This is a genomic window from Leclercia sp. LSNIH1, from assembly GCF_002902985.1.
Lineage (GTDB): Bacteria > Pseudomonadota > Gammaproteobacteria > Enterobacterales > Enterobacteriaceae > Enterobacter.
Genome location: NZ_CP026167.1, coordinates 4689941 through 4708696 on the forward strand (window position 1 = coordinate 4689941; position 18756 = coordinate 4708696).

Below are 18756 nucleotides of genomic sequence, written 5' to 3' on the forward strand. Positions count from 1 at the left end.
TTATACTGTATGCTCATACAGTATCAAGTGTTTTGTAGAAAATGTTGCCAGAGCGTTTTTAACGCATAAACGGTGGCCTGACGACGCACGCTTTCACGGTCGCCGCTAAAGCATTCCCGGCGGGTAATCCCCTCCCCTTGGGCCGTCGCAAAGCCAAACCACACTGTTCCAACAGGCTTTTCCTCGCTGCCACCGTCCGGCCCGGCGATGCCGCTAATAGAGATAGCATAGTCCGCCCGGGCAGCACGCAGGGCGCCAATCGCCATTTCAATGACCACCGGTTCACTCACCGCGCCGTGCTCGATGAGCGTGGGCTCACGAACCCCAATCATCTGCGCTTTCGCTTCATTACTGTAGGTGACAAAACCGCGTTCAAACCAGGCGGAACTGCCCGCGATATCGGTGATAGCTTTCGCCACCCAGCCACCGGTACAGGACTCAGCCGTGGTGACCGTGGCACCGCGCTGTTTCAGCGCCTGCCCTACCCTCTCACTGAGCTGCATTAATTCATGGTCACTCATCTCGTTTTGTCTCCATAAAAACGTGCAGCACAAGATAGCACTTTAGTCGGTAGATATGAGGATGAGGTGGCGCTTTTACGAGGGGGATTCAGAAAAAATAAACGTAGCCATCCGGCCAGGAGTGAAACGTGAGTGGCGTAAGCCACCCACGTTTTCAGGCGTTAACTGAACGGCGAGGCCGCCCTCGCCTGGGCCACCGCCAGCCCCAGCTGCCAGACCGCCATCGCATAGTGCGTACTGTGGTTGTAGCGGGTGATGGTGTAGAAGTTCGGCAGGCCGTACCAGTACTGATAACCGGTGCCAATATCCAGACGTAGCAGGCTCACCTGCTGATTGCCGTTCAGCGGCTGCTGCGGCGTGAGGCCGGCAGAGGTCAGCTGTGCCGCGCTGTAGCGGGTTTTAAAGCCGTTCTCCAGCCCCGGTGCCTGGCCGTTAGCCATAACCGCGACCGGCTGGCCTGGCGTCCAGCCATGCTCTTTAAAGTAGTTGGCAACGCTGCCAATGGCATCTTCAGGATCCCACAGGTTGATGTGCCCGTCCCCATTGAAATCGACCGCATACTGCTTATAGGAGGAGGGCATAAACTGGCCGTAGCCCATCGCCCCGGCAAAGGAGCCTTTCAGATCCAGCGGGTCGTCCTGCTCGTCACGGGCCATCAGCAGGAAGGTTTCCAGCTCAGAGGAGAAGTATTCCGCCCGGCGCGGGTAGTTAAAGGAGAGGGTCGCCAGCGCATCAAGAATGCGGGTTTTTCCCATCACCCGGCCCCAGCGGGTCTCCACGCCGATAATCCCGACGATGATCTCCGGCGGCACGCCGTAAACCTGCTGGGCACGGGTCAGTGCATCCCGATACTGATTCCAGAACGCCACGCCATTCTGCACGTTGTCCGGGGTAATAAACTGCTTGCGATAGCGCAGCCATGCGCCGTTCGGTCCGGCCGGAGGCTGGGTGGTCGGCGCCTGACGATCCATCAGTCGCAATACATAATCCAGACGTTTCGCCTGGGAGAGGATCTCCTGTAGCTGGGCTTTGTTAAAGCCGTGCTTGCTCACCATTTTGTCGATGAACTGCTCCGCCGCAGGGTTATTGGCAAAGTCGCCCCCCATCTGCATCACATTATGCTGAGGCTCCAGCAGGAAGCCGCCGGAAGGGGCGCCTGCCGTTTGCTGGACCTCTTCGGTCTTCGGTTTACTACTGCATGCGGAGAGCAGAATAAGCGCAGGGAGTAGCGCTGCGTAACGACGCTTGAACATGACACATCCATTCACGAATTCGATAAGTGGCAAGTATGGTAAAGCATCCGGGACACCTCAAGGAAGGGGCGCACACGCACCCGGCAAAATCTTTACGCTGCCTAAAGGTAAATTCAGTCTCTTCTTCACCACGCCGCCGTCACCTTTCTTATTATCTTTCAAAATAATCACTTTTTGCTTTCATTGTGGGATCTATTTAACACTTTAAAACCTTTCAAAGTGATTATTATTACTCCGCCAGAGCGAACATACCCTACAGGAGAAAATAATGATAGAAATCATCACCCATGGCGCCGAGTGGTTTATCGGGCTGTTTCAGAAAGGTGGCGAAGTCTTTACCAGCATGGTCACCGGCATTCTGCCGCTGCTGATCAGCCTGCTGGTGATCATGAATGCGCTGATCAACTTTATCGGCCAGCAGCGGATTGAAAAGCTGGCCCAGCGCTGCGCAGGTAACCCCCTTTCCCGCTATCTGCTGCTGCCCTGCATTGGCACCTTTGTGTTTTGTAACCCCATGACCCTGAGCCTCGGGCGCTTTATGCCCGAACGCTACAAGCCGAGCTACTACGCGGCAGCATCCTACAGCTGCCACTCCATGAACGGCCTGTTCCCGCATATCAACCCGGGCGAGCTGTTTGTCTATCTGGGGATCGCCAGCGGCCTGACCACCCTCGGCCTGCCGCTCGGCCCGCTGGCGGTGAGCTACCTGGTGGTCGGCCTGGTGACTAACTTCTTCCGCGGCTGGGTGACCGATCTCACCACCGCCATTTTCGAAAAGAAGATGGGCATTCAGCTTGAACAGAACGTCCAGCTTAAGGGAGCCACAGCATGAGCCGGATCCGCATTGAAAAAGGCACGGGTGGCTGGGGCGGCCCGCTGGAGTTCGACGCCACCGAAGGCAAAAAAATCGTCTACATCACCGCGGGCACCCGCCCGGCTATCGTCGACAAGCTGCGCGAACTCACCGGCTGGGAAGCGATGGACGGCTTTAAAGAGGGCGAGCCGCCGGAAGCGGAGATCGGCGTGGCGGTGATCGACTGCGGCGGCACCCTGCGCTGCGGCATCTACCCGAAACGGCGCATTCCCACCGTCAATATTCATTCGACGGGGAAATCCGGCCCGCTGGCGCAGCATATCGTGGAGGACATTTACGTCTCAGGCGTAAAAGAAGAGAACATCACGCTGGTAGACGGGGCTGCACCAGCCAAAAAGCACGCGCCGCGCGAATATGACACCAGCAAGAAGATCACCGAGCAGAGCGACGGTCTGCTGGCAAAAGTCGGGATGGGAATGGGCTCTGCGGTTGCGGTCCTGTTCCAGTCCGGGCGCGACACCATCGATACGGTGCTGAAAACCATCCTGCCGTTCATGGCCTTCGTCTCGGCGCTGATCGGCATCATCATGGCCTCCGGGCTGGGGGACTGGATCGCCCACGGCCTGGCTCCGCTGGCCAGTCATCCGCTCGGGCTGGTGACCCTGGCGCTGATCTGCTCCTTCCCGCTGCTGTCGCCGTTCCTCGGTCCCGGCGCGGTCATCGCCCAGGTCATTGGCGTACTGATTGGCGTGCAGATTGGGCTGGGCAATATTCCCCCGCACCTCGCCCTGCCCGCGCTGTTCGCCATTAATGCCCAGGCCGCCTGTGACTTTATCCCGGTGGGGCTGTCGCTGGCTGAAGCGCGCCAGGAGACCGTACGCGTCGGCGTCCCTTCGGTGCTGGTAAGCCGCTTCCTGACTGGTGCGCCAACGGTGCTGATCGCCTGGTTCGTCTCCGGCTTTATTTATCAATAAGAGGAATTCCTGATGACCGTGATTTACCAGACCACCATTACCCGCATCGGCCAGAGCGCCCCGGATGCGCTGAGCGACCAGATGCTGATCACCTTTCGTGAAGGGGCCCCGGCAGATATTGAGGAATTCTGTTTTATCCACTGCCACGGGGAGCTCAATGGCGAACTGAAGGTCGGAAGCGAGCTGGAGCTGGGCGAAACGCGCTATGCCGTCACCGCCGTGGGCGACGTGGCCGAACAAAACCTGCGCGAGCTGGGCCACATCACCCTGCGTTTCGATGGTCGGCTCCAGGCGGAGTACCCCGGCACGGTTCACGTGGCGGGCCCGGTTCCACAGGCTGTTACCCCAGGCTGCACATTAAAATTTGTTGCGTAATTAAGGAGAGAAATATGAGTCAGGTTGCCGTTGTCATTGGTGGAGGACAAACCTTAGGGGAGTTCCTCTGCCGTGGGCTTGCCGCAGAGGGTTACCGCGTGGCGGTAGTCGATATCCAGAGTGAAAAGGCCGCCCGCGTGGCGGACGCCATCAATACCGAATTCGGTAACGGGATGGCCTGGGGATTTGGCGCTGACGCCACCAGCGAGCAGAGCGTGCTGGCTCTCGCCCGCGGCGTGGACGAGATTTTTGGCCGCACCGATCTGCTGGTCTACAGCGCCGGGATCGCCAAAGCGGCATTTATCAGCGATGTGGAGCTGGGGGATTTCGACCGTTCATTGCAGGTGAACCTGGTGGGCTATTTCCTCTGCGCCCGGGAGTTCTCGCGCCTGATGATCCGCGACGGCATTGCCGGGCGCATCATTCAGATCAACTCCAAATCCGGCAAGGTGGGCAGCAAGCACAACTCCGGCTACAGCGCGGCCAAGTTCGGCGGCGTGGGGCTGACGCAGTCCCTGGCGCTGGATCTGGCGGAATATGGCATTACCGTGCATTCCCTGATGCTCGGCAACCTGCTGAAATCGCCGATGTTCCAGTCCCTGCTGCCGCAGTACGCCACCAAACTTGGCATTAATGAGGATCAGGTGGAGCAATACTACATCGATAAAGTGCCGCTGAAGCGCGGCTGCGACTATCAGGACGTGCTGAATATGCTGCTGTTTTATGCCAGCCCGAAAGCCTCTTACTGCACCGGGCAGTCGATCAATGTCACCGGTGGGCAGGTGATGTTCTGAGTTCATTCCCCGGGGGCGCTGCGCTTACCGGGGCTACAAACCCCGAACCCCAGGCCGGGCAAGCGTATCGCCGCCCGGCCATAGCACAGGAGCTAAACATGGTCACCACCCTGATCACCGTCGCTGTTATCGCCTGGCTGTGCCAGCTGGCACTCGGCGGCTGGCAAATCCATCGTTTTAACCGCGCCTTTGACGCCCTTTGCCAGAAAGGGCGCGTGGGCGTGGGCCGCTCCGGCGGTCGCTTTAAGCCGCGGGTGATTGTCGCCATTGCGCTGGATGATAACCACCGGGTCTGTGACTCCTTGATGATGCGTGGGCTGACGGTCTTTGCCCGACCGGTGAAAATTGCAGCGATTAACGGCACCGCGTTGCAGGAATTAGAGCCCGATGTGATCTTTCCCAATGATTCGCTCTGTCAAGATGCACTATCATTAGCGCTTAAATTGAAACATGGATAATTTCGTTGTGAACGTTATAAGCTTGCGAAATTATCATTTCGCAACCTAAGGAACTCAACGCCTATGAAACCCCGCCAGCGGCAGGCGGCCATACTCGACCATTTGCAAAAACAGGGAAAATGTTCGGTTGAGGATCTGGCCCACTACTTTGATACCACCGGCACCACAATCCGCAAGGATCTGGTGATCCTGGAAAACGCCGGGGCGGTGATCCGCACCTATGGCGGCGTGGTGCTGAATAAAGACGAGGCCGACCCGCCTATCGATCACAAGACGCTCATCAACACCCATCAGAAGGCGTTAATCGCTGACGCCGCGGTAAAATTTATCCATGACGGCGACTCCATTATCCTCGATGCGGGCAGCACGGTTCTGCAGATGGTGCCAATGCTGAGCCGCTTCAATAACATCACGGTGATGACCAACAGCCTGCATATCGTCAACGCCCTTTCCGAATTCGACAATGAACAAACCATCCTGATGCCCGGCGGCACCTTCCGCAAAAAGTCGGCCTCGTTTCACGGCCAGCTTGCGGAGAACGCCTTCGACCATTTCAGCTTCGACCGCCTGTTTATGGGCACCGACGGCATCGACCTCAACGCGGGCGTCACCACCTTCAATGAAGTGTTCAGCGTCAGTAAAGCGATGTGCAATGCCGCCAGGGAGGTGATCCTGATGGCGGACTCGTCAAAGTTTGGCCGTAAAAGCCCGAATATTGTCTGTAGCCTGGAGAGCGTCGATAAGCTGATTACCGACGCGGGCATCGATCCGGCGTTTAAGAAAGCGCTGGAAGAGAAAGGAATCGACGTGATTGTAACCGGAGAGCGTGATGAGTGATTTTCTGTTAAACGCGGGTCGCCAGACCCTGATGCTGGAACTGCAGGAGGCCAGCCGCCTGCCGGACCGTCTGGGGGAAGATTTTGTTCGCGCAGCCAATACCATTATTCACTGCGACGGGAAGGTGATCGTCTCGGGCATCGGCAAATCCGGGCATATCGGCAAGAAGATTGCCGCGACCCTTGCCAGCACCGGCACCCCCGCCTTTTTTGTCCACCCTGCTGAAGCCCTGCACGGCGATCTGGGGATGATTGAGAGTCGCGACGTGCTGCTCTTTATCTCCTACTCCGGCTCGGCAAAAGAGCTGGATTTGATCCTCCCGCGTTTGCAGGAAAAATCGGTGGCGCTGCTGGCGATGACCGGCAAGTCCCGCTCGCCGCTGGCGCTGGCCGCCAACGCCACGCTGGATATTTCGGTGGAGCGCGAAGCCTGTCCGATGCACCTTGCGCCGACCTCCAGCACCGTCAACACGCTGATGATGGGCGATGCGCTGGCGATGGCGGTGATGCAGGCCCGCGGGTTTAATGAAGAGGATTTTGCCCGCTCGCACCCGGCAGGCGCCCTGGGAGCACGCCTGCTGAATAAAGTGCACCACCTGATGCGCACCGACGAGGCTATCCCGCAGGTGAAACTGAATACCAGCGTGATGGACGCGATGCTGGAGCTGAGCCGTACCGGACTGGGGCTGGTGGCGGTCTGTGATGATGTCCAGCAGGTCAAAGGGGTCTTCACCGACGGCGACCTGCGCCGCTGGCTGGTGAGCGGCGGCAAACTGGAGATTGCCGTCAGCAACGCCATGACCGCCGGTGGCCTGACGCTGAATGCCGACAGCCGCGCCATTGAAGCCAAAGAGCTCTTGATGAAGCGCAAAATCACCGCCGCGCCGGTGGTGGATAGCCATGGCCGCCTGTGCGGTGCCATCAACCTGCAGGATTTCTACCAGGCAGGCATTCTCTAACCCTTAAGACCCAGACGTTTCGCCAGCCGGTGCAGGTTGGCGACGTCCGTCTCCAGCGCCCTCGCGCTCGCCGCCCAGTTGCGGCTGTTCTGCTCCAGCGCCCGGACAATCATCTGGCGCTGAAACGCCTCCGTCGCCTCACGCAGGTTCTGATTCTCAACGCGCGGCGTCTCCGGCGTCACCACGGGTGTGCTCTCATCATGCAGAGCAAAGTGCTGCGCGTGGATCACCACTTCATCCCCTGCCCGCGCCGCCCGGGCCAGTACTACCGCCCGGTGAATGGCATGTTCCAGTTCGCGCACGTTGCCCGGCCAGGCGTAGCTCAGCAGATGCGCCCGGGCGCCGGGGCTTAGCACCACCCGGGATAACCCCATCCGCAACCGGCACTGTTCACAGAAATAGCCTGCCAGCAGTACCACATCTTCGCCACGCTCGCGCAGCGGCGGCACCGAAAGCGGAAACACACTCAGGCGGTGGTACAGATCGGCGCGGAAGTTCCCGGCCAGCACCTCTTCACGCAGATCGCGGTTGGTGGCGGCCAGCACCCGCACGTCGACCCGCAGGCTGCGGTCATCGCCCACCCGCTGGATATCGCCATACTGCAATACGCGCAGCAGCTTAGCCTGCAGCGCCAGCGACAGCTCGCCAATCTCATCCAGGAACAGCGTGCCGTTATCGGCCATCTCAAACTTGCCGCTGCGGTTGCTGATGGCCCCGGTAAACGCCCCTTTGACGTGACCAAAGAGCTCGCTCTCCGCCACGCTTTCCGGCAGCGCGGCACAGTTGAGATAGACCAGCGGATTCACCGCCCGGGGAGAAGCCTGGTGAATGGCTTTGGCCACCAGCTCTTTACCGGTGCCGGTCTCCCCTTCGATCAGCACGTTCAGGTCGGAGGCGGCGACAATCTCAATCTCTTTTTTCAGGCTCATCATGCCCGGCGAGAGGCCAATCATCTCGGTGCTTTTTACCTGCTCAAACCCCGTAGGGCGGGTGGAGAGGGTGTTCTGGCTCTCGAGCTGCTCAATCAGCAGGGCATTATTCAGCGCCCCGGCGGCCAGGGCGGCAATCAGCCTCAACTCTTCGTCGCTGAAGGTGTCGAACTGGTCCGGCGACATGCCATCGAGGGTCAGCGCGCCAATCAGGTTCTGCCCGGCAAACAGCGGCAGGCCGATACAGGCGTGCACCTTCAGACTCTCCTGACCGGGGATCAACCCGTCGTAGGGATCGGGCAGGTCGCTGTCGGCCGGGAAGCGCACCACATCCCCGGCGCGGGCGATGGTCTCCAGCCGCGGATGGCCTTCAAGGGTGAAGCGCCGCCCCAGCACATCCTGCGCCAGCCCGTCGATCGCCAGCGGGATAAACTGCCGCCCTTCGTAGCGCAGCAGCGCCGACGCATCGCACTCCAGCACGTGACGCAGGGTGGAGATCAGCCGCTGAAAGCGATCCTGATGGCCGATGCCGCTCTGCAATTCAATGGCGATTTTCGCCAGCACCTCTACAGAAAAACTCATTCTCGCCTCGTTGTCATTTTGACAATACGCAGTGTCATATTGACTATACCAGACACAGTCAAATTGACTATCATAAGAGTGCGGTTATTTTTAAAACCATTAAAAATTAATAATTTAAAAAGTTGGCACGCACCCTGCAATAGGCATGACATCTTTCATTTAATTGCGCTGTATTAAGTTGAGGTTGCTATGTCTATTCTGGTTAAAAACAATATTCATTGGGTTGGTCAACGTGACTGGGAAGTACGTGATTTTCACGGAACGGAGTACAAAACGCTGCGCGGCAGCAGCTATAACAGCTATCTCATCCGGGAAGAGAAAAACGTCCTGATCGATACCGTCGATCATAAATTCAGCCGCGAGTTCGTGCAGAACCTGCGCAGTGAAATCGACCTGGCCGATATCGACTACATCATCATTAACCATGCGGAAGAGGACCATGCCGGGGCGCTGACCGAGCTGATGTCCTGCATCCCGGACACCCCGATCTACTGCACCGCCAACGCCATCGACTCCATCACCGGCCATCACCACCATCCGGAGTGGAACTTCAACGTGATGAAAACCGGCGACTCTCTGGATATCGGCAACGGCAAACAGCTGATCTTCGTGGAAACCCCAATGCTGCACTGGCCGGACAGCATGATGACCTACATGACCGGCGACGCGGTGCTCTTCAGTAACGACGCCTTCGGCCAGCACTACTGCGACGAACGTCTGTTCAATGACGAAGTGGATCAGGCCGAACTCTTTGAGCAGTGCCAGCGCTACTACGCCAACATCCTCACCCCGTTCAGCCGTCTGGTGACGCCAAAAATCACCGAGATCCTCGGCTTTAACCTGCCGGTGGATATGATTGCCACCTCTCACGGTGTGGTATGGCGTGATAACCCTACGCAGATCGTCGAGCTGTACCTGAAATGGGCGGCGGATTATCAGGAAGACCGCATCACCATTTTCTACGACACCATGTCCAACAATACCCGCATGATGGCCGACGCCATCGCCCAGGGCATTAATGAAGTTGACCCGAACGTGGCGGTGAAAATCTTTAACGTCGCCCGCAGCGATAAAAACGACATTCTCACGAACGTCTTCCGCTCAAAAGGCGTGCTGGTGGGTACCTCCACCATGAACAACGTGATGATGCCGAAAATTGCCGGCCTGGTGGAAGAGATGACCGGCCTGCGCTTCCGTAACAAACGTGCCAGCGCCTTCGGCTCTCACGGCTGGAGTGGCGGCGCGGTAGACCGTCTCTCCACCCGTTTGCAGGACGCGGGCTTTGAAATGTCGATGAGCCTGAAGGCGAAATGGCGCCCGGATCTCGATGCGCTGGAAGTCTGCCGTCAGCATGGTCGCGATATTGCCCGTCAGTGGGCGCTCGCTCCGCTGCCTGAAGCCAGCGTGAAACCTGCCGCTCAGGCGGAAGAAAGCGCCAGCGTCGAAGAGACCACCGCCGACCTCGGCCCCTGCATGCAGTGCAGCGTCTGCCAGTGGATCTACGATCCGACCCTCGGCGAGCCGCTGCAGGACGTCGCGCCAGGTACCCCGTGGAGCGACGTGCCGGACAATTTCCTCTGCCCGGAATGTTCCCTTGGTAAAGATGTATTTGAAGAACTGGCATCGGAGGCAAAATGAGCCACGGTATCGTCATCATCGGCTCGGGCTTCGCCGCCCGCCAGCTGGTGAAAAACATCCGTAAACAGGATGCGAACGTCCCGCTGACGCTTATTGCAGCGGACAGCATGGATGAGTACAACAAGCCAGACTTAAGCCACGTTATCAGTCAGCGCCAGCAGGCCGACGACCTCACCCGCCAGACGGCGGGAGAGTTTGCCGAACAGTTTAACCTGCGCCTGTTTCCCTACACCTGGGTCACCGACATCGACGCCGCAGCCCACGTGGTCAAAGGGAAAGACAAGCAGTGGTCCTATGACAAACTGGTGCTGGCAACCGGAGCCTCGGCCTTTGTGCCGCCGGTTGCAGGCCGCGAGCTGATGCTGACCCTGAACAGCCAGACGGAGTACCGGGCCTGCGAAAGCACGTTGCGTGACGCCCGACGGGTGATGATTGTTGGCGCAGGTCTTATCGGCAGCGAACTGGCGATGGATTTTTGCCGGGCCGGGAAAGAGGTCACCCTGGTTGACCATTCCGCCAGCATTCTCTCCGCGCTGATGCCCGCCGAAGTGAGCAGTCGCTTACAACACCGGCTGACCGATATGGGGGTGCATCTGCTGCTGAAATCCCAGCTGCAAAGCCTGACCCAAACCGATACCGGGATCTGCGCCCTGCTGGATCGGGATCGCTGCCTTGAAGTCGATGTGGTGATTGCCGCCACCGGCCTGCGCCCGGAAATCGGGCTGGCACAGCGGGCCGGTGCAGAAACAGATCGCGGGGTAAAGGTCGACAGCTATCTGCAAACCACCCGGCCCGATATTTATGCTCTGGGCGACTGCGCCGAAATTAACGGTCAGGTGCTGCCGTTCCTGCAGCCGATCCAGTTAAGCGCCATGTATCTGGCGAAGAATCTGCTCGGGGCCAGTACGCCACTGAAACTGCCTGCGATGCTGGTGAAGGTCAAAACGCCGGAACTGCCGCTGCACCTGGCAGGCGAAACCCAGCGCCAGGATTTGAACTGGCAGATCGCCATCGAAGCCCAGGGGATGGTGGCGAAAGGGGCCGACAACGAGGGCAATCTGCGCGCCTTTGTGGTCAGCGAAGATCGTATGAAGGAGGCCTTCGCCCTGCTGAAAGCCTTACCCGTTTAACCCTCAAACTCTTGTTCTACTCGTTGTATGCTTGTCACTCTTTGCCTTTCGCAGCCCCGGTGCCCGGGGCTTTTTTAATGCGGAACAGTGATGAAACCGCGTCAGGTTTTAAGCCTGTTTTCCGGCCTACACTGTTGCGCTACTCCTTCACCGGAGACGACACATGGCAAACTTCACCCAGGAAATAACCTGGCTTGCCGCCTGGTTCAGACAGGTCAGGAAGCATGAACCTCTTTTTTCGCTGGCGCTGTCTCAGCCCATCACCGCTCAACGCCCTGGAAAACGTGCAGGATATGGCGCTGACCGCGGGCGGCCGACTCGGCTTTACTTGTGCCTGGCTGCCCTATAAATCAGTGGTGCGGGCCGGGGATGACGGAATCACGCAGCATCAACTCTCCGGCGAAGGTCTGCCGGAAGGTGAAGTCCCCACCATCGAGCATAAAGATCAGACGGCTGATGGTCTCTTTCACCATCTCTGTCACCGGTACGCGCACGCTGGAGAGGGAGGGTACCACGTAGGGCGCCATCGCAATGTCATCGAAACCCACTACCGACACCGCCTCCGGCACGGCGACCCCACTGTCGTGAAGCTGCTTGATGGCGCCGATCGCCATGTCGTCATTGCTCGCCACCAGCGCGGTAAAATGCTCGCCGCGCGCCAGCAGCGTCGCCACCCCTGCCGCGCCGCTGGCCGGGTGCCATTTACCCTCGACAATCAGCGACTCGCGTAGCGGAATGCGGTGCGCAGCAAGGGCCTCTTTGTAGCCGGAAAGGCGTTCGATCCCGGTGGGGGAATCGAGCGATCCGGTGATAAACGCGATATCGCGGTGGCCCTGCTCGATAAGGGTCGATACCGCCGCCTGGCTGGAGGCTTTATGATCTGACCAGACGCAGTGGCTGCTGTTTTTACGCAGGCGGCGGTTAAGCACGATCACCGGCTGGGCGTGTTTCTGGATGATCTCGTCCATCTCATCAACGCTGAGAAAACGCGGGTAGATGATGATCGCATCGCAGCGCATATCCAGCAGGTACTGAATCGCCTCGCGCTCCTCATCGGCGCTGTGCTTACCGTCGGCGAGGATCAGCTGACGTCCCTTCTCTTCGGTCATTCTGGCGGCATGGAACAGCAGCTCGCTGAAATAGACCCCGTGGTAGAGGGTGTTGGTCACCACCAGCCCAAGGGTTTGCGTGCTTTTGGTCGCCAGGTTACGCGCCAGTAAATTAGGCCGATACCCGCTCTCTTCAATCGCCTGAAAAACCTTGTCTTTTGTCTCCTGGCTCACGTAGCCATTGCCCGAAAGCACCCGGGAAACCGTCGCCTTCGAGACCCCTGCCCGCTTCGCCACTTCCAGCATCGTGGTCATGCATCTGTTCCGTCTTAATCCCGTGAGCGGCAGTGTACTGCACCGCGTGAAAATTGTCGCAGCGTCTGTCACACGCTTTTTAACACGCCAGGTGATCGCCATCACGAATTTAAAAAATGGCTAAAACGTGATCTTGTTAGATTCCAGGAAACTCTTCATGATTTTGTGGAACCGGTTTCCTATATAAGTTTCATCGCTCACCCCGATGAAGACGTACCTTACTGATAAAACAGGATACAACCCGATGGCCAAAAATTATGCTGCGCTGGCGAATGCCGTTGTCAGCGCGCTCGGCGGCAAAGAGAATATCGTCGCGGTCACCCATTGCATGACCCGTCTGCGCTTCGTGGCAAAAGACGAAAGCCTGATCGACAGCGCGACGCTGAAAAGCATCAGCGGCGTGCTGGGCGTCGTGCGCAACGACAACCAGTGCCAGGTGATCATCGGCAATACCGTTTCCCAGGCTTACCGCGAGGTGGTCAACCTGCTGCCCGCCGACATGCAGCCTGCCGCACCCCAGGGGCCGCAAAAGCTGACCCTGAAACGCATTGGGGCGGGCATTCTTGATGCCCTGATCGGCACCATGTCACCGCTGATCCCGGCGATCATCGGCGGGTCGATGGTCAAGCTGCTGGCGATGATCCTTGAGATGAGCGGCGTGCTGACCAAAGGCGATCCGACGCTGACGATCCTGACCGTAATCGGCGACGGCGCGTTCTTCTTCCTGCCGCTGATGGTGGCCGCCTCTGCGGCGGTGAAATTCAAAACCAACATGTCGCTGGCGATCGCCATTGCGGGCGTGCTGGTCCACCCGAGCTTTATTGAGCTGATGGCGAAAGCGGCGCAGGGCGAGCACGTTGAGTTCGCGTTTGTGCCGGTGACGGCGGTGAAATATACCTATACGGTGATCCCGGCGCTGGTGATGACCTGGTGCCTGTCCTATATCGAACGCTGGGTGGACAAAATCACCCCGGCGGTGACGAAAAACTTCCTCAAGCCAATGCTGATCGTGCTGATTGCCGCCCCGCTCGCCATCGTCCTGATTGGGCCGCTGGGGATCTGGATCGGTAGCGGCATCTCCGCGCTGGTTTACACCATTCACGGCTATCTGGGCTGGCTCTCCGTCGCCATCATGGGCGCGCTGTGGCCGCTGCTGGTGATGACCGGGATGCACCGCGTCTTTACGCCTACCATCATTCAGACCATTGCCGAAACGGGCAAAGAGGGGATGGTGATGCCGTCAGAAATCGGCGCCAACCTCTCCCTCGGCGGTTCGTCGCTGGCGGTCGCCTGGAAAACCAAAAACCCGGAACTGCGCCAGACGGCGCTAGCCGCGGCCGCTTCCGCCATCATGGCCGGGATCTCTGAACCGGCGCTGTACGGCGTGGCGGTTCGTCTGAAACGTCCTTTAATTGCGAGCCTGATCAGCGGCTTTATCTGCGGCGCCGTGGCCGGGATCGCCGGGCTGGCCAGCCACTCGATGGCGGCGCCGGGCCTGTTTACCAGCGTCCAGTTCTTCGACCCGGCCAACCCGATGTCCATCGTCTGGGTATTCGGAGTCATGGCCCTGGCCGTGGTGCTCTCTTTCGTGCTGACCCTGATTCTGGGCTTTGAAGATATCCCGGTAGAAGACGAAGCAGAAAAAGCGCGTGCGCTGCAATCCGCACCGGTTCAGGCCAAAGCAGCACAAGCATAAATTTATAGCGAGGTAAGAATGTCAGTTTTTCCACAAGGATTTTTATGGGGCGGCGCACTGGCCGCTAACCAGAGCGAAGGCGCATACCGCGAGGGCGGCAAGGGCCTGACCACCGTCGATATGATCCCCCACGGCGCAAACCGCCTGGCGGTGAAGGTCGGCAAGGAAAAACGCTTTTCGCTGCGTGACGACGAGTTCTATCCCAGCCACGACGCGATCGATTTTTACCATCGCTATAAAGAAGATATCGCCTTAATGGCCGAGATGGGCTTCACGGTATTCCGTACCTCCATTGCCTGGAGCCGCCTCTATCCGAACGGCGACGAACCGCTGCCTAATAAAGAAGGGATTGCCTTTTACCGGGCCGTGTTCGAGGAGTGTAAAAAGTACAATATCGAACCGCTGGTAACCCTCTGCCACTTTGACGTGCCGATGCATCTGGTGACCGAGTATGGCTCCTGGCGCAACCGCAAGATGGTCGATTTTTTCGCCCGCTACGCCCGCACCTGCTTCGAAGAATTTAACGGGCTGGTGAAATACTGGCTCACCTTCAACGAGATCAACATCATGCTGCACAGCCCCTTCTCCGGTGCCGGGCTGGTGTTTGAGGAAGGTGAAAATGAGGATCAGGTGAAGTATCAGGCCGCCCACCATGAGCTGGTTGCCAGCGCGCTGGCAACCAAAATTGCCCACGAGGTGAACCCACAAAACCAGGTGGGCTGCATGCTGGCGGGCGGTAACTTCTACCCCTACTCCTGCAAACCAGAAGATGTGTGGACGGCATTAGAAAAAGATCGTGAGAACCTGTTCTTTATCGACGTCCAGGCCCGTGGCCGCTACCCGGCCTACTCTGCTCGCGTGTTCCGCGAAAAGGGGGTGGTGATTGTCAAAGATCCGGGTGATGACGCACTGCTGACAAACACCGTCGATTTTGTCTCATTCAGCTATTACGCCTCGCGCTGCGCCTCGGCGGATATGAATGCCAACAACACCAGCGCGGCCAATATCGTGAAATCCCTGCGTAACCCGCATATTGACGTCAGCGAGTGGGGCTGGGGCATCGACCCGCTGGGCCTGCGCATTACCATGAACATGATGTACGACCGCTACCAGAAGCCCCTGTTCCTGGTGGAGAACGGCTTAGGCGCGAAGGATGAGATGGACGCCAACGGTGAGATTAACGACGACTACCGCATCAGCTACCTGCGGGAGCATATCCGCGCGATGGGCGACGCCATTGAAGATGGCATTCCGCTGATGGGCTACACCAGCTGGGGCTGCATCGATCTGGTTGCCGCCTCCACCGGCGAGATGAGCAAGCGCTACGGCTTTATCTATGTCGATCGCGATGATGCCGGCAACGGCACCCTCGAACGCAAACGCAAAAAATCGTTCTGGTGGTACAAGAAAGTGATTGCCAGCAACGGTGCAGATTTAGATTAAACCCCCTTCGCCGGGCGGCGCTACGCTTGCCCGGCCTACAAATCCCCTATGAAATCCAATAATTTCATGACGTTATTATCGTTCATTGACACCGTGAATATATCATTGTATAAAACCCCGCCATAATAAATGATATTCATTCTCAGCCATGCTCCCGGGCTGTCATCAATAAATTAATGAAGGATAGCGTTTCATGAAAAAGATCATCAGTGCATTAGGCTTGCTGATCGCGACAGCCGGTTCTGCTTTTGCAACCACCTACCCTCTGACGATCGAGAACTGCGGCTATAAAGAGACCTTCACCAAAGCGCCAGAGCGCGTGGTGGCACTGGGCCAGAACACCGTAGAAATTCTCTTACTGCTGGGCCTGCAGGATAAGGTTGCCGCCAGCGCCTTCTGGCCGACCAAAGTGCTGCCTGAACTCGCTGAAAAGAATGAAAAAGTTAAATTGCTGACCGTTGAGATCCCGACGCTGGAGTCTATCCTTGCGCAAAACCCGGACTTCGTTCCGGCCCAGCTGCCGCTGCTACTGGGGCCAGAGAGTAAAGTCGCCAAACGCGAAGATCTGGCCACCGTCGGCGTCAACAGCTACATGTCGCCGGGCATGTGCGCCACCAAAAAAGATATCGGCGATATGTACGGCAGCCGCCAGAAGCTCTGGGATATGACCTTCCTGTATAAAGAGATTGAGGATTTCGCCAAAATCTTTAACGTCGAAGATCGCGGCCAGGCGTTGATTGCCGATTTCAAAAAGCGTGAAGCCGACCTGCGGGCTGAGTTCAGCAAAAACAAGAAAGATCTCTCATTTGTCTTCTGGTTCTCCAGCTCCTCCCCCTCTTCTGACGCTTACGTCGGCGGTAAAAACAGCGCCTCCGGCTTTATTGCTAACGTGCTGGGTGGCCACAACGCCATCACCTCTGAAACGGAATGGCCGACCGTCGGCTGGGAAAGCATTATCGCGGCCAACCCGGACGTGATCGTGGTCTCCAGCCTCGACCGCAACCGCTGGGCGCTGGATAACGCCGAGGAAAAAATCAAATTCCTGAAAAGCGATCCCGCCGTCAGCCAGCTCGACGCGGTGAAAAAAGGCCACATCGTGGTGATGGACGGCCAGGCGATGAACCCGACCATCCGCACCCTTTACGGCGCGGAGCAGATTGGTGAACAGCTCAGAAAAATGGAACTGAATTAATGACCGCGGTAGTACAACAGACCCGCCTGAGCTGGCTGTTGCCAGCTTCGGGTTTCCTGGCGGTGGTCGCGCTGCTGCTGGTTATCGCTTTTGGCGTCAGCGTGGGGGAGTTGTCGATCCCCCTGCAGAGCGTGTTCTACGCCATTACCAATAAGATGGGCTTAACCGAGGTGCCGCTCAATCGCATCTATGAGAGCGTGATCTGGGACTTTCGCCTGAGCCGGGCGCTGGTGGCGGCCTGCTGCGGTGCGGGTCTGGCTATCTGCGGCGCGGTGCTGCAAAGCCTGCTGAAAAACGCCCTCGCCGAACCCTACGTCCTGGGGGTCTCCGCCGGGGCGTCAACCGGGGCGGTCTCCGTGGTCGTGCTGGGCATTGGCAGCGGTACCGTGACGCTTTCCGCCGGGGCCTTCGCCGGGGCGTTTACCGCCTTCGCGTTTGTGGCCCTGCTGACGAACGGTGCCCGCGGCGGCAGTGAACGCACCATCCTTGCCGGGGTTGCCGCCTCGCAACTGTTTAACGCCATCACCGCCTGGACCGTCAGCACCTCGGCCAGCGCCCAGCAGGCGCGCGACGTGATGTTCTGGCTGCTGGGCAGCTTTAGCGGCGTGAGATGGCCCGAGTTACAGATGGTGCTGGTCGCGGTGCTGGTCGGTCTGGCTGTCTGCCTCTGGTACGCCCGGGCGCTCGACGCCTTCACCTTTGGCGATGATGCCGCCGCCTCGCTGGGGATCGCCGTCCCTTGGGTGCGGCTGATCCTGTTCATCGTTACCGCACTGATGACCGCCACCATCGTCAGCATGGCGGGTTCCATCGGCTTTGTCGGCCTGGTGGTGCCACACATGATGCGCTTCTTCTTTGGTCCGCTGCACCGCACGCTGCTTATCGCCAGCGCGCTGGCGGGTGCCATCCTGATGGTGCTGGCGGATATCGCCTCACGCCTGCTGATCGCTCCGCAAAGCCTGCCGGTGGGCGTCGTTACCGCGCTGGTGGGCGTCCCGTTCTTTGCTGTGATTATCTACCGTTCAAGGAATAAGTGATGAGCATCACTGCTGAAAATATCACCTGGAAGGTGGGTAAAAAGGTCATCGTCGACAATGTCTCGCTGGCAGTATCCCAGGGGCAGACCGTCGGCCTGCTGGGGCCAAACGGCTCCGGCAAATCCTCGCTGCTGCGGATCCTGGCCGGGTTACGTCGCCCCCATAGCGGCACCGTCGCGCTGGATGGCAAAAGCATCAGTGGCATCCCGAAAAAGCAGCTCGCCCGGCGGGTAGCCTTTGTGGAACAGCATGGCATGACCGACGCCAACATGCGCGTGCGGGATGTGGTGAAGCTGGGGCGTATTCCGCACCACTCCCCTTTCTCCGGCTGGACGGCGCAGGATGACGAAACGGTAAACCAGGCGCTGAAGACGGTGGATATGCTGCATCATAGCGAGCAGGGCTGGCTGAGCCTCTCCGGCGGCGAGCGCCAGCGGGTGCACATCGCCCGGGCGCTGGCGCAAATGCCAACCGAGATCCTGCTGGATGAACCCACTAACCACCTGGATATTCACCATCAGATGCAATTGATGCAGTTGATTAGCCAGCTGCCGGTCACCAGCATCGTCGCCATTCACGATCTTAACCACGCCTCTATGTTCTGTGATGCGCTGATCGTGATGCAAAAAGGGCGCGTTGTCGCCAGCGGTACGCCGCAGGCGATCCTGACCGAAGAGCTGCTGTGGGAGATATTCCGGGTGAAAACCCGCATTGAGCTCTCCCCCGATCATGGCAAAAAACATATTCACTTCCTCGTCTGA

At 58.5% G+C, this 18756-nt stretch carries 18 protein-coding genes; 14 read left to right on the top strand and 4 right to left on the bottom strand.

The genetic code is table 11. The features are described 5' to 3' along the window. Nucleotides 1-23: 23 nt before the first annotated feature. Nucleotides 24-521, bottom strand: coding sequence for a nicotinamide-nucleotide amidase (gene pncC / locus C2U54_RS23100; RefSeq protein ID WP_103180882.1), 498 nt, complete (start codon nucleotides 519-521; stop codon nucleotides 24-26). Nucleotides 522-682: 161 nt separating this feature from the next. Continuing rightward, complete coding sequence (gene mltB, locus C2U54_RS23105) at nucleotides 683-1774, bottom strand: lytic murein transglycosylase B (protein ID WP_103180883.1); 1092 nt, start codon at nucleotides 1772-1774, stop codon at nucleotides 683-685. 268 nt (nucleotides 1775-2042) lie between these two features. On the opposite strand from mltB, the gene srlA reads away from it, so the two are divergent. The 7 genes from srlA to gutQ all read left to right on the top strand — a co-directional run bounded on the left by srlA (nucleotide 2043) and on the right by gutQ (nucleotide 6984). Beyond that, the gene (gene srlA / locus C2U54_RS23110; RefSeq protein ID WP_103180884.1) at nucleotides 2043-2606 is read left to right on the top strand and encodes a PTS glucitol/sorbitol transporter subunit IIC; all 564 of its coding nucleotides are present in this window, start codon (nucleotides 2043-2045) and stop codon (nucleotides 2604-2606) included. Continuing rightward, the gene (gene srlE / locus C2U54_RS23115; protein ID WP_103180885.1) at nucleotides 2603-3562 is read left to right on the top strand and encodes a PTS glucitol/sorbitol transporter subunit IIB; all 960 of its coding nucleotides are present in this window, start codon (nucleotides 2603-2605) and stop codon (nucleotides 3560-3562) included. Before srlA ends, srlE begins: the two co-directional genes overlap by 4 nt. A gap of 12 nt (nucleotides 3563-3574) precedes the next feature. Continuing rightward, nucleotides 3575-3937 carry a PTS glucitol/sorbitol transporter subunit IIA gene (gene srlB / locus C2U54_RS23120; protein WP_103180886.1) on the top strand — a complete coding sequence of 121 codons (363 nt, stop codon included), beginning with the start codon at nucleotides 3575-3577 and terminating at the stop codon, nucleotides 3935-3937. Between the two features lie 14 nt (nucleotides 3938-3951). Then, a complete protein-coding gene (gene srlD, locus C2U54_RS23125; RefSeq protein ID WP_103180887.1) occupies nucleotides 3952-4731 on the top strand; it encodes a sorbitol-6-phosphate dehydrogenase in 780 nt (259 codons plus the stop codon). 98 nt (nucleotides 4732-4829) lie between these two features. Beyond that, the gene (gutM, locus tag C2U54_RS23130) at nucleotides 4830-5189 is read left to right on the top strand and encodes a transcriptional regulator GutM (protein WP_103180888.1); all 360 of its coding nucleotides are present in this window, start codon (nucleotides 4830-4832) and stop codon (nucleotides 5187-5189) included. 63 nt (nucleotides 5190-5252) lie between these two features. Next, the gene (srlR, locus tag C2U54_RS23135; protein WP_103180889.1) at nucleotides 5253-6026 is read left to right on the top strand and encodes a glucitol operon DNA-binding transcriptional repressor SrlR; all 774 of its coding nucleotides are present in this window, start codon (nucleotides 5253-5255) and stop codon (nucleotides 6024-6026) included. Continuing rightward, nucleotides 6019-6984, top strand: a complete 966-nt coding sequence (gene gutQ, locus C2U54_RS23140; protein WP_103180890.1) for an arabinose-5-phosphate isomerase GutQ — start codon at nucleotides 6019-6021, stop codon at nucleotides 6982-6984. Before srlR ends, gutQ begins: the two co-directional genes overlap by 8 nt. On the opposite strand, the gene norR is transcribed toward gutQ, so the two are convergent. Beyond that, the gene (norR, locus tag C2U54_RS23145) at nucleotides 6981-8495 is read right to left on the bottom strand and encodes a nitric oxide reductase transcriptional regulator NorR (protein WP_103180891.1); all 1515 of its coding nucleotides are present in this window, start codon (nucleotides 8493-8495) and stop codon (nucleotides 6981-6983) included. The two genes, gutQ and norR, sit on opposite strands and share 4 nt — an antisense overlap. Before the next feature lie 189 nt (nucleotides 8496-8684). On the opposite strand from norR, the gene norV reads away from it, so the two are divergent. Both norV and norW read left to right on the top strand, forming a co-directional pair. Further along, entirely contained in the window at nucleotides 8685-10133 is a 1449-nt protein-coding gene (gene norV, locus C2U54_RS23150) for an anaerobic nitric oxide reductase flavorubredoxin (protein ID WP_103180892.1), read from the top strand. Next, a complete protein-coding gene (norW, locus tag C2U54_RS23155) occupies nucleotides 10130-11263 on the top strand; it encodes an NADH:flavorubredoxin reductase NorW (RefSeq protein ID WP_103180893.1) in 1134 nt (377 codons plus the stop codon). Before norV ends, norW begins: the two co-directional genes overlap by 4 nt. 350 nt (nucleotides 11264-11613) lie before the next feature. Here norW and C2U54_RS23165 read toward each other — a convergent pair whose 3' ends face one another. Further along, complete coding sequence (locus C2U54_RS23165) at nucleotides 11614-12627, bottom strand: LacI family DNA-binding transcriptional regulator (protein ID WP_103180895.1); 1014 nt, start codon at nucleotides 12625-12627, stop codon at nucleotides 11614-11616. 244 nt (nucleotides 12628-12871) lie between these two features. On the opposite strand from C2U54_RS23165, the gene ascF reads away from it, so the two are divergent. The 5 genes from ascF to C2U54_RS23190 all read left to right on the top strand — a co-directional run bounded on the left by ascF (nucleotide 12872) and on the right by C2U54_RS23190 (nucleotide 18756). Beyond that, the gene (ascF, locus tag C2U54_RS23170; RefSeq protein ID WP_103180896.1) at nucleotides 12872-14323 is read left to right on the top strand and encodes a PTS cellobiose/arbutin/salicin transporter subunit IIBC; all 1452 of its coding nucleotides are present in this window, start codon (nucleotides 12872-12874) and stop codon (nucleotides 14321-14323) included. Nucleotides 14324-14341: 18 nt separating this feature from the next. Further along, nucleotides 14342-15766 (top strand): 6-phospho-beta-glucosidase, encoded by a 1425-nt coding sequence (locus C2U54_RS23175; RefSeq protein ID WP_103180897.1) that lies wholly within the window; start codon nucleotides 14342-14344, stop codon nucleotides 15764-15766. 193 nt (nucleotides 15767-15959) lie between these two features. Further along, nucleotides 15960-16958 carry an ABC transporter substrate-binding protein gene (locus tag C2U54_RS23180; protein WP_103180898.1) on the top strand — a complete coding sequence of 333 codons (999 nt, stop codon included), beginning with the start codon at nucleotides 15960-15962 and terminating at the stop codon, nucleotides 16956-16958. After that, entirely contained in the window at nucleotides 16958-17995 is a 1038-nt protein-coding gene (locus C2U54_RS23185) for a FecCD family ABC transporter permease (protein ID WP_103180899.1), read from the top strand. The genes C2U54_RS23180 and C2U54_RS23185 overlap by 1 nt, the downstream gene beginning before the upstream one ends. Beyond that, the gene (locus C2U54_RS23190) at nucleotides 17995-18756 is read left to right on the top strand and encodes an ABC transporter ATP-binding protein (protein ID WP_103180900.1); all 762 of its coding nucleotides are present in this window, start codon (nucleotides 17995-17997) and stop codon (nucleotides 18754-18756) included. The genes C2U54_RS23185 and C2U54_RS23190 overlap by 1 nt, the downstream gene beginning before the upstream one ends.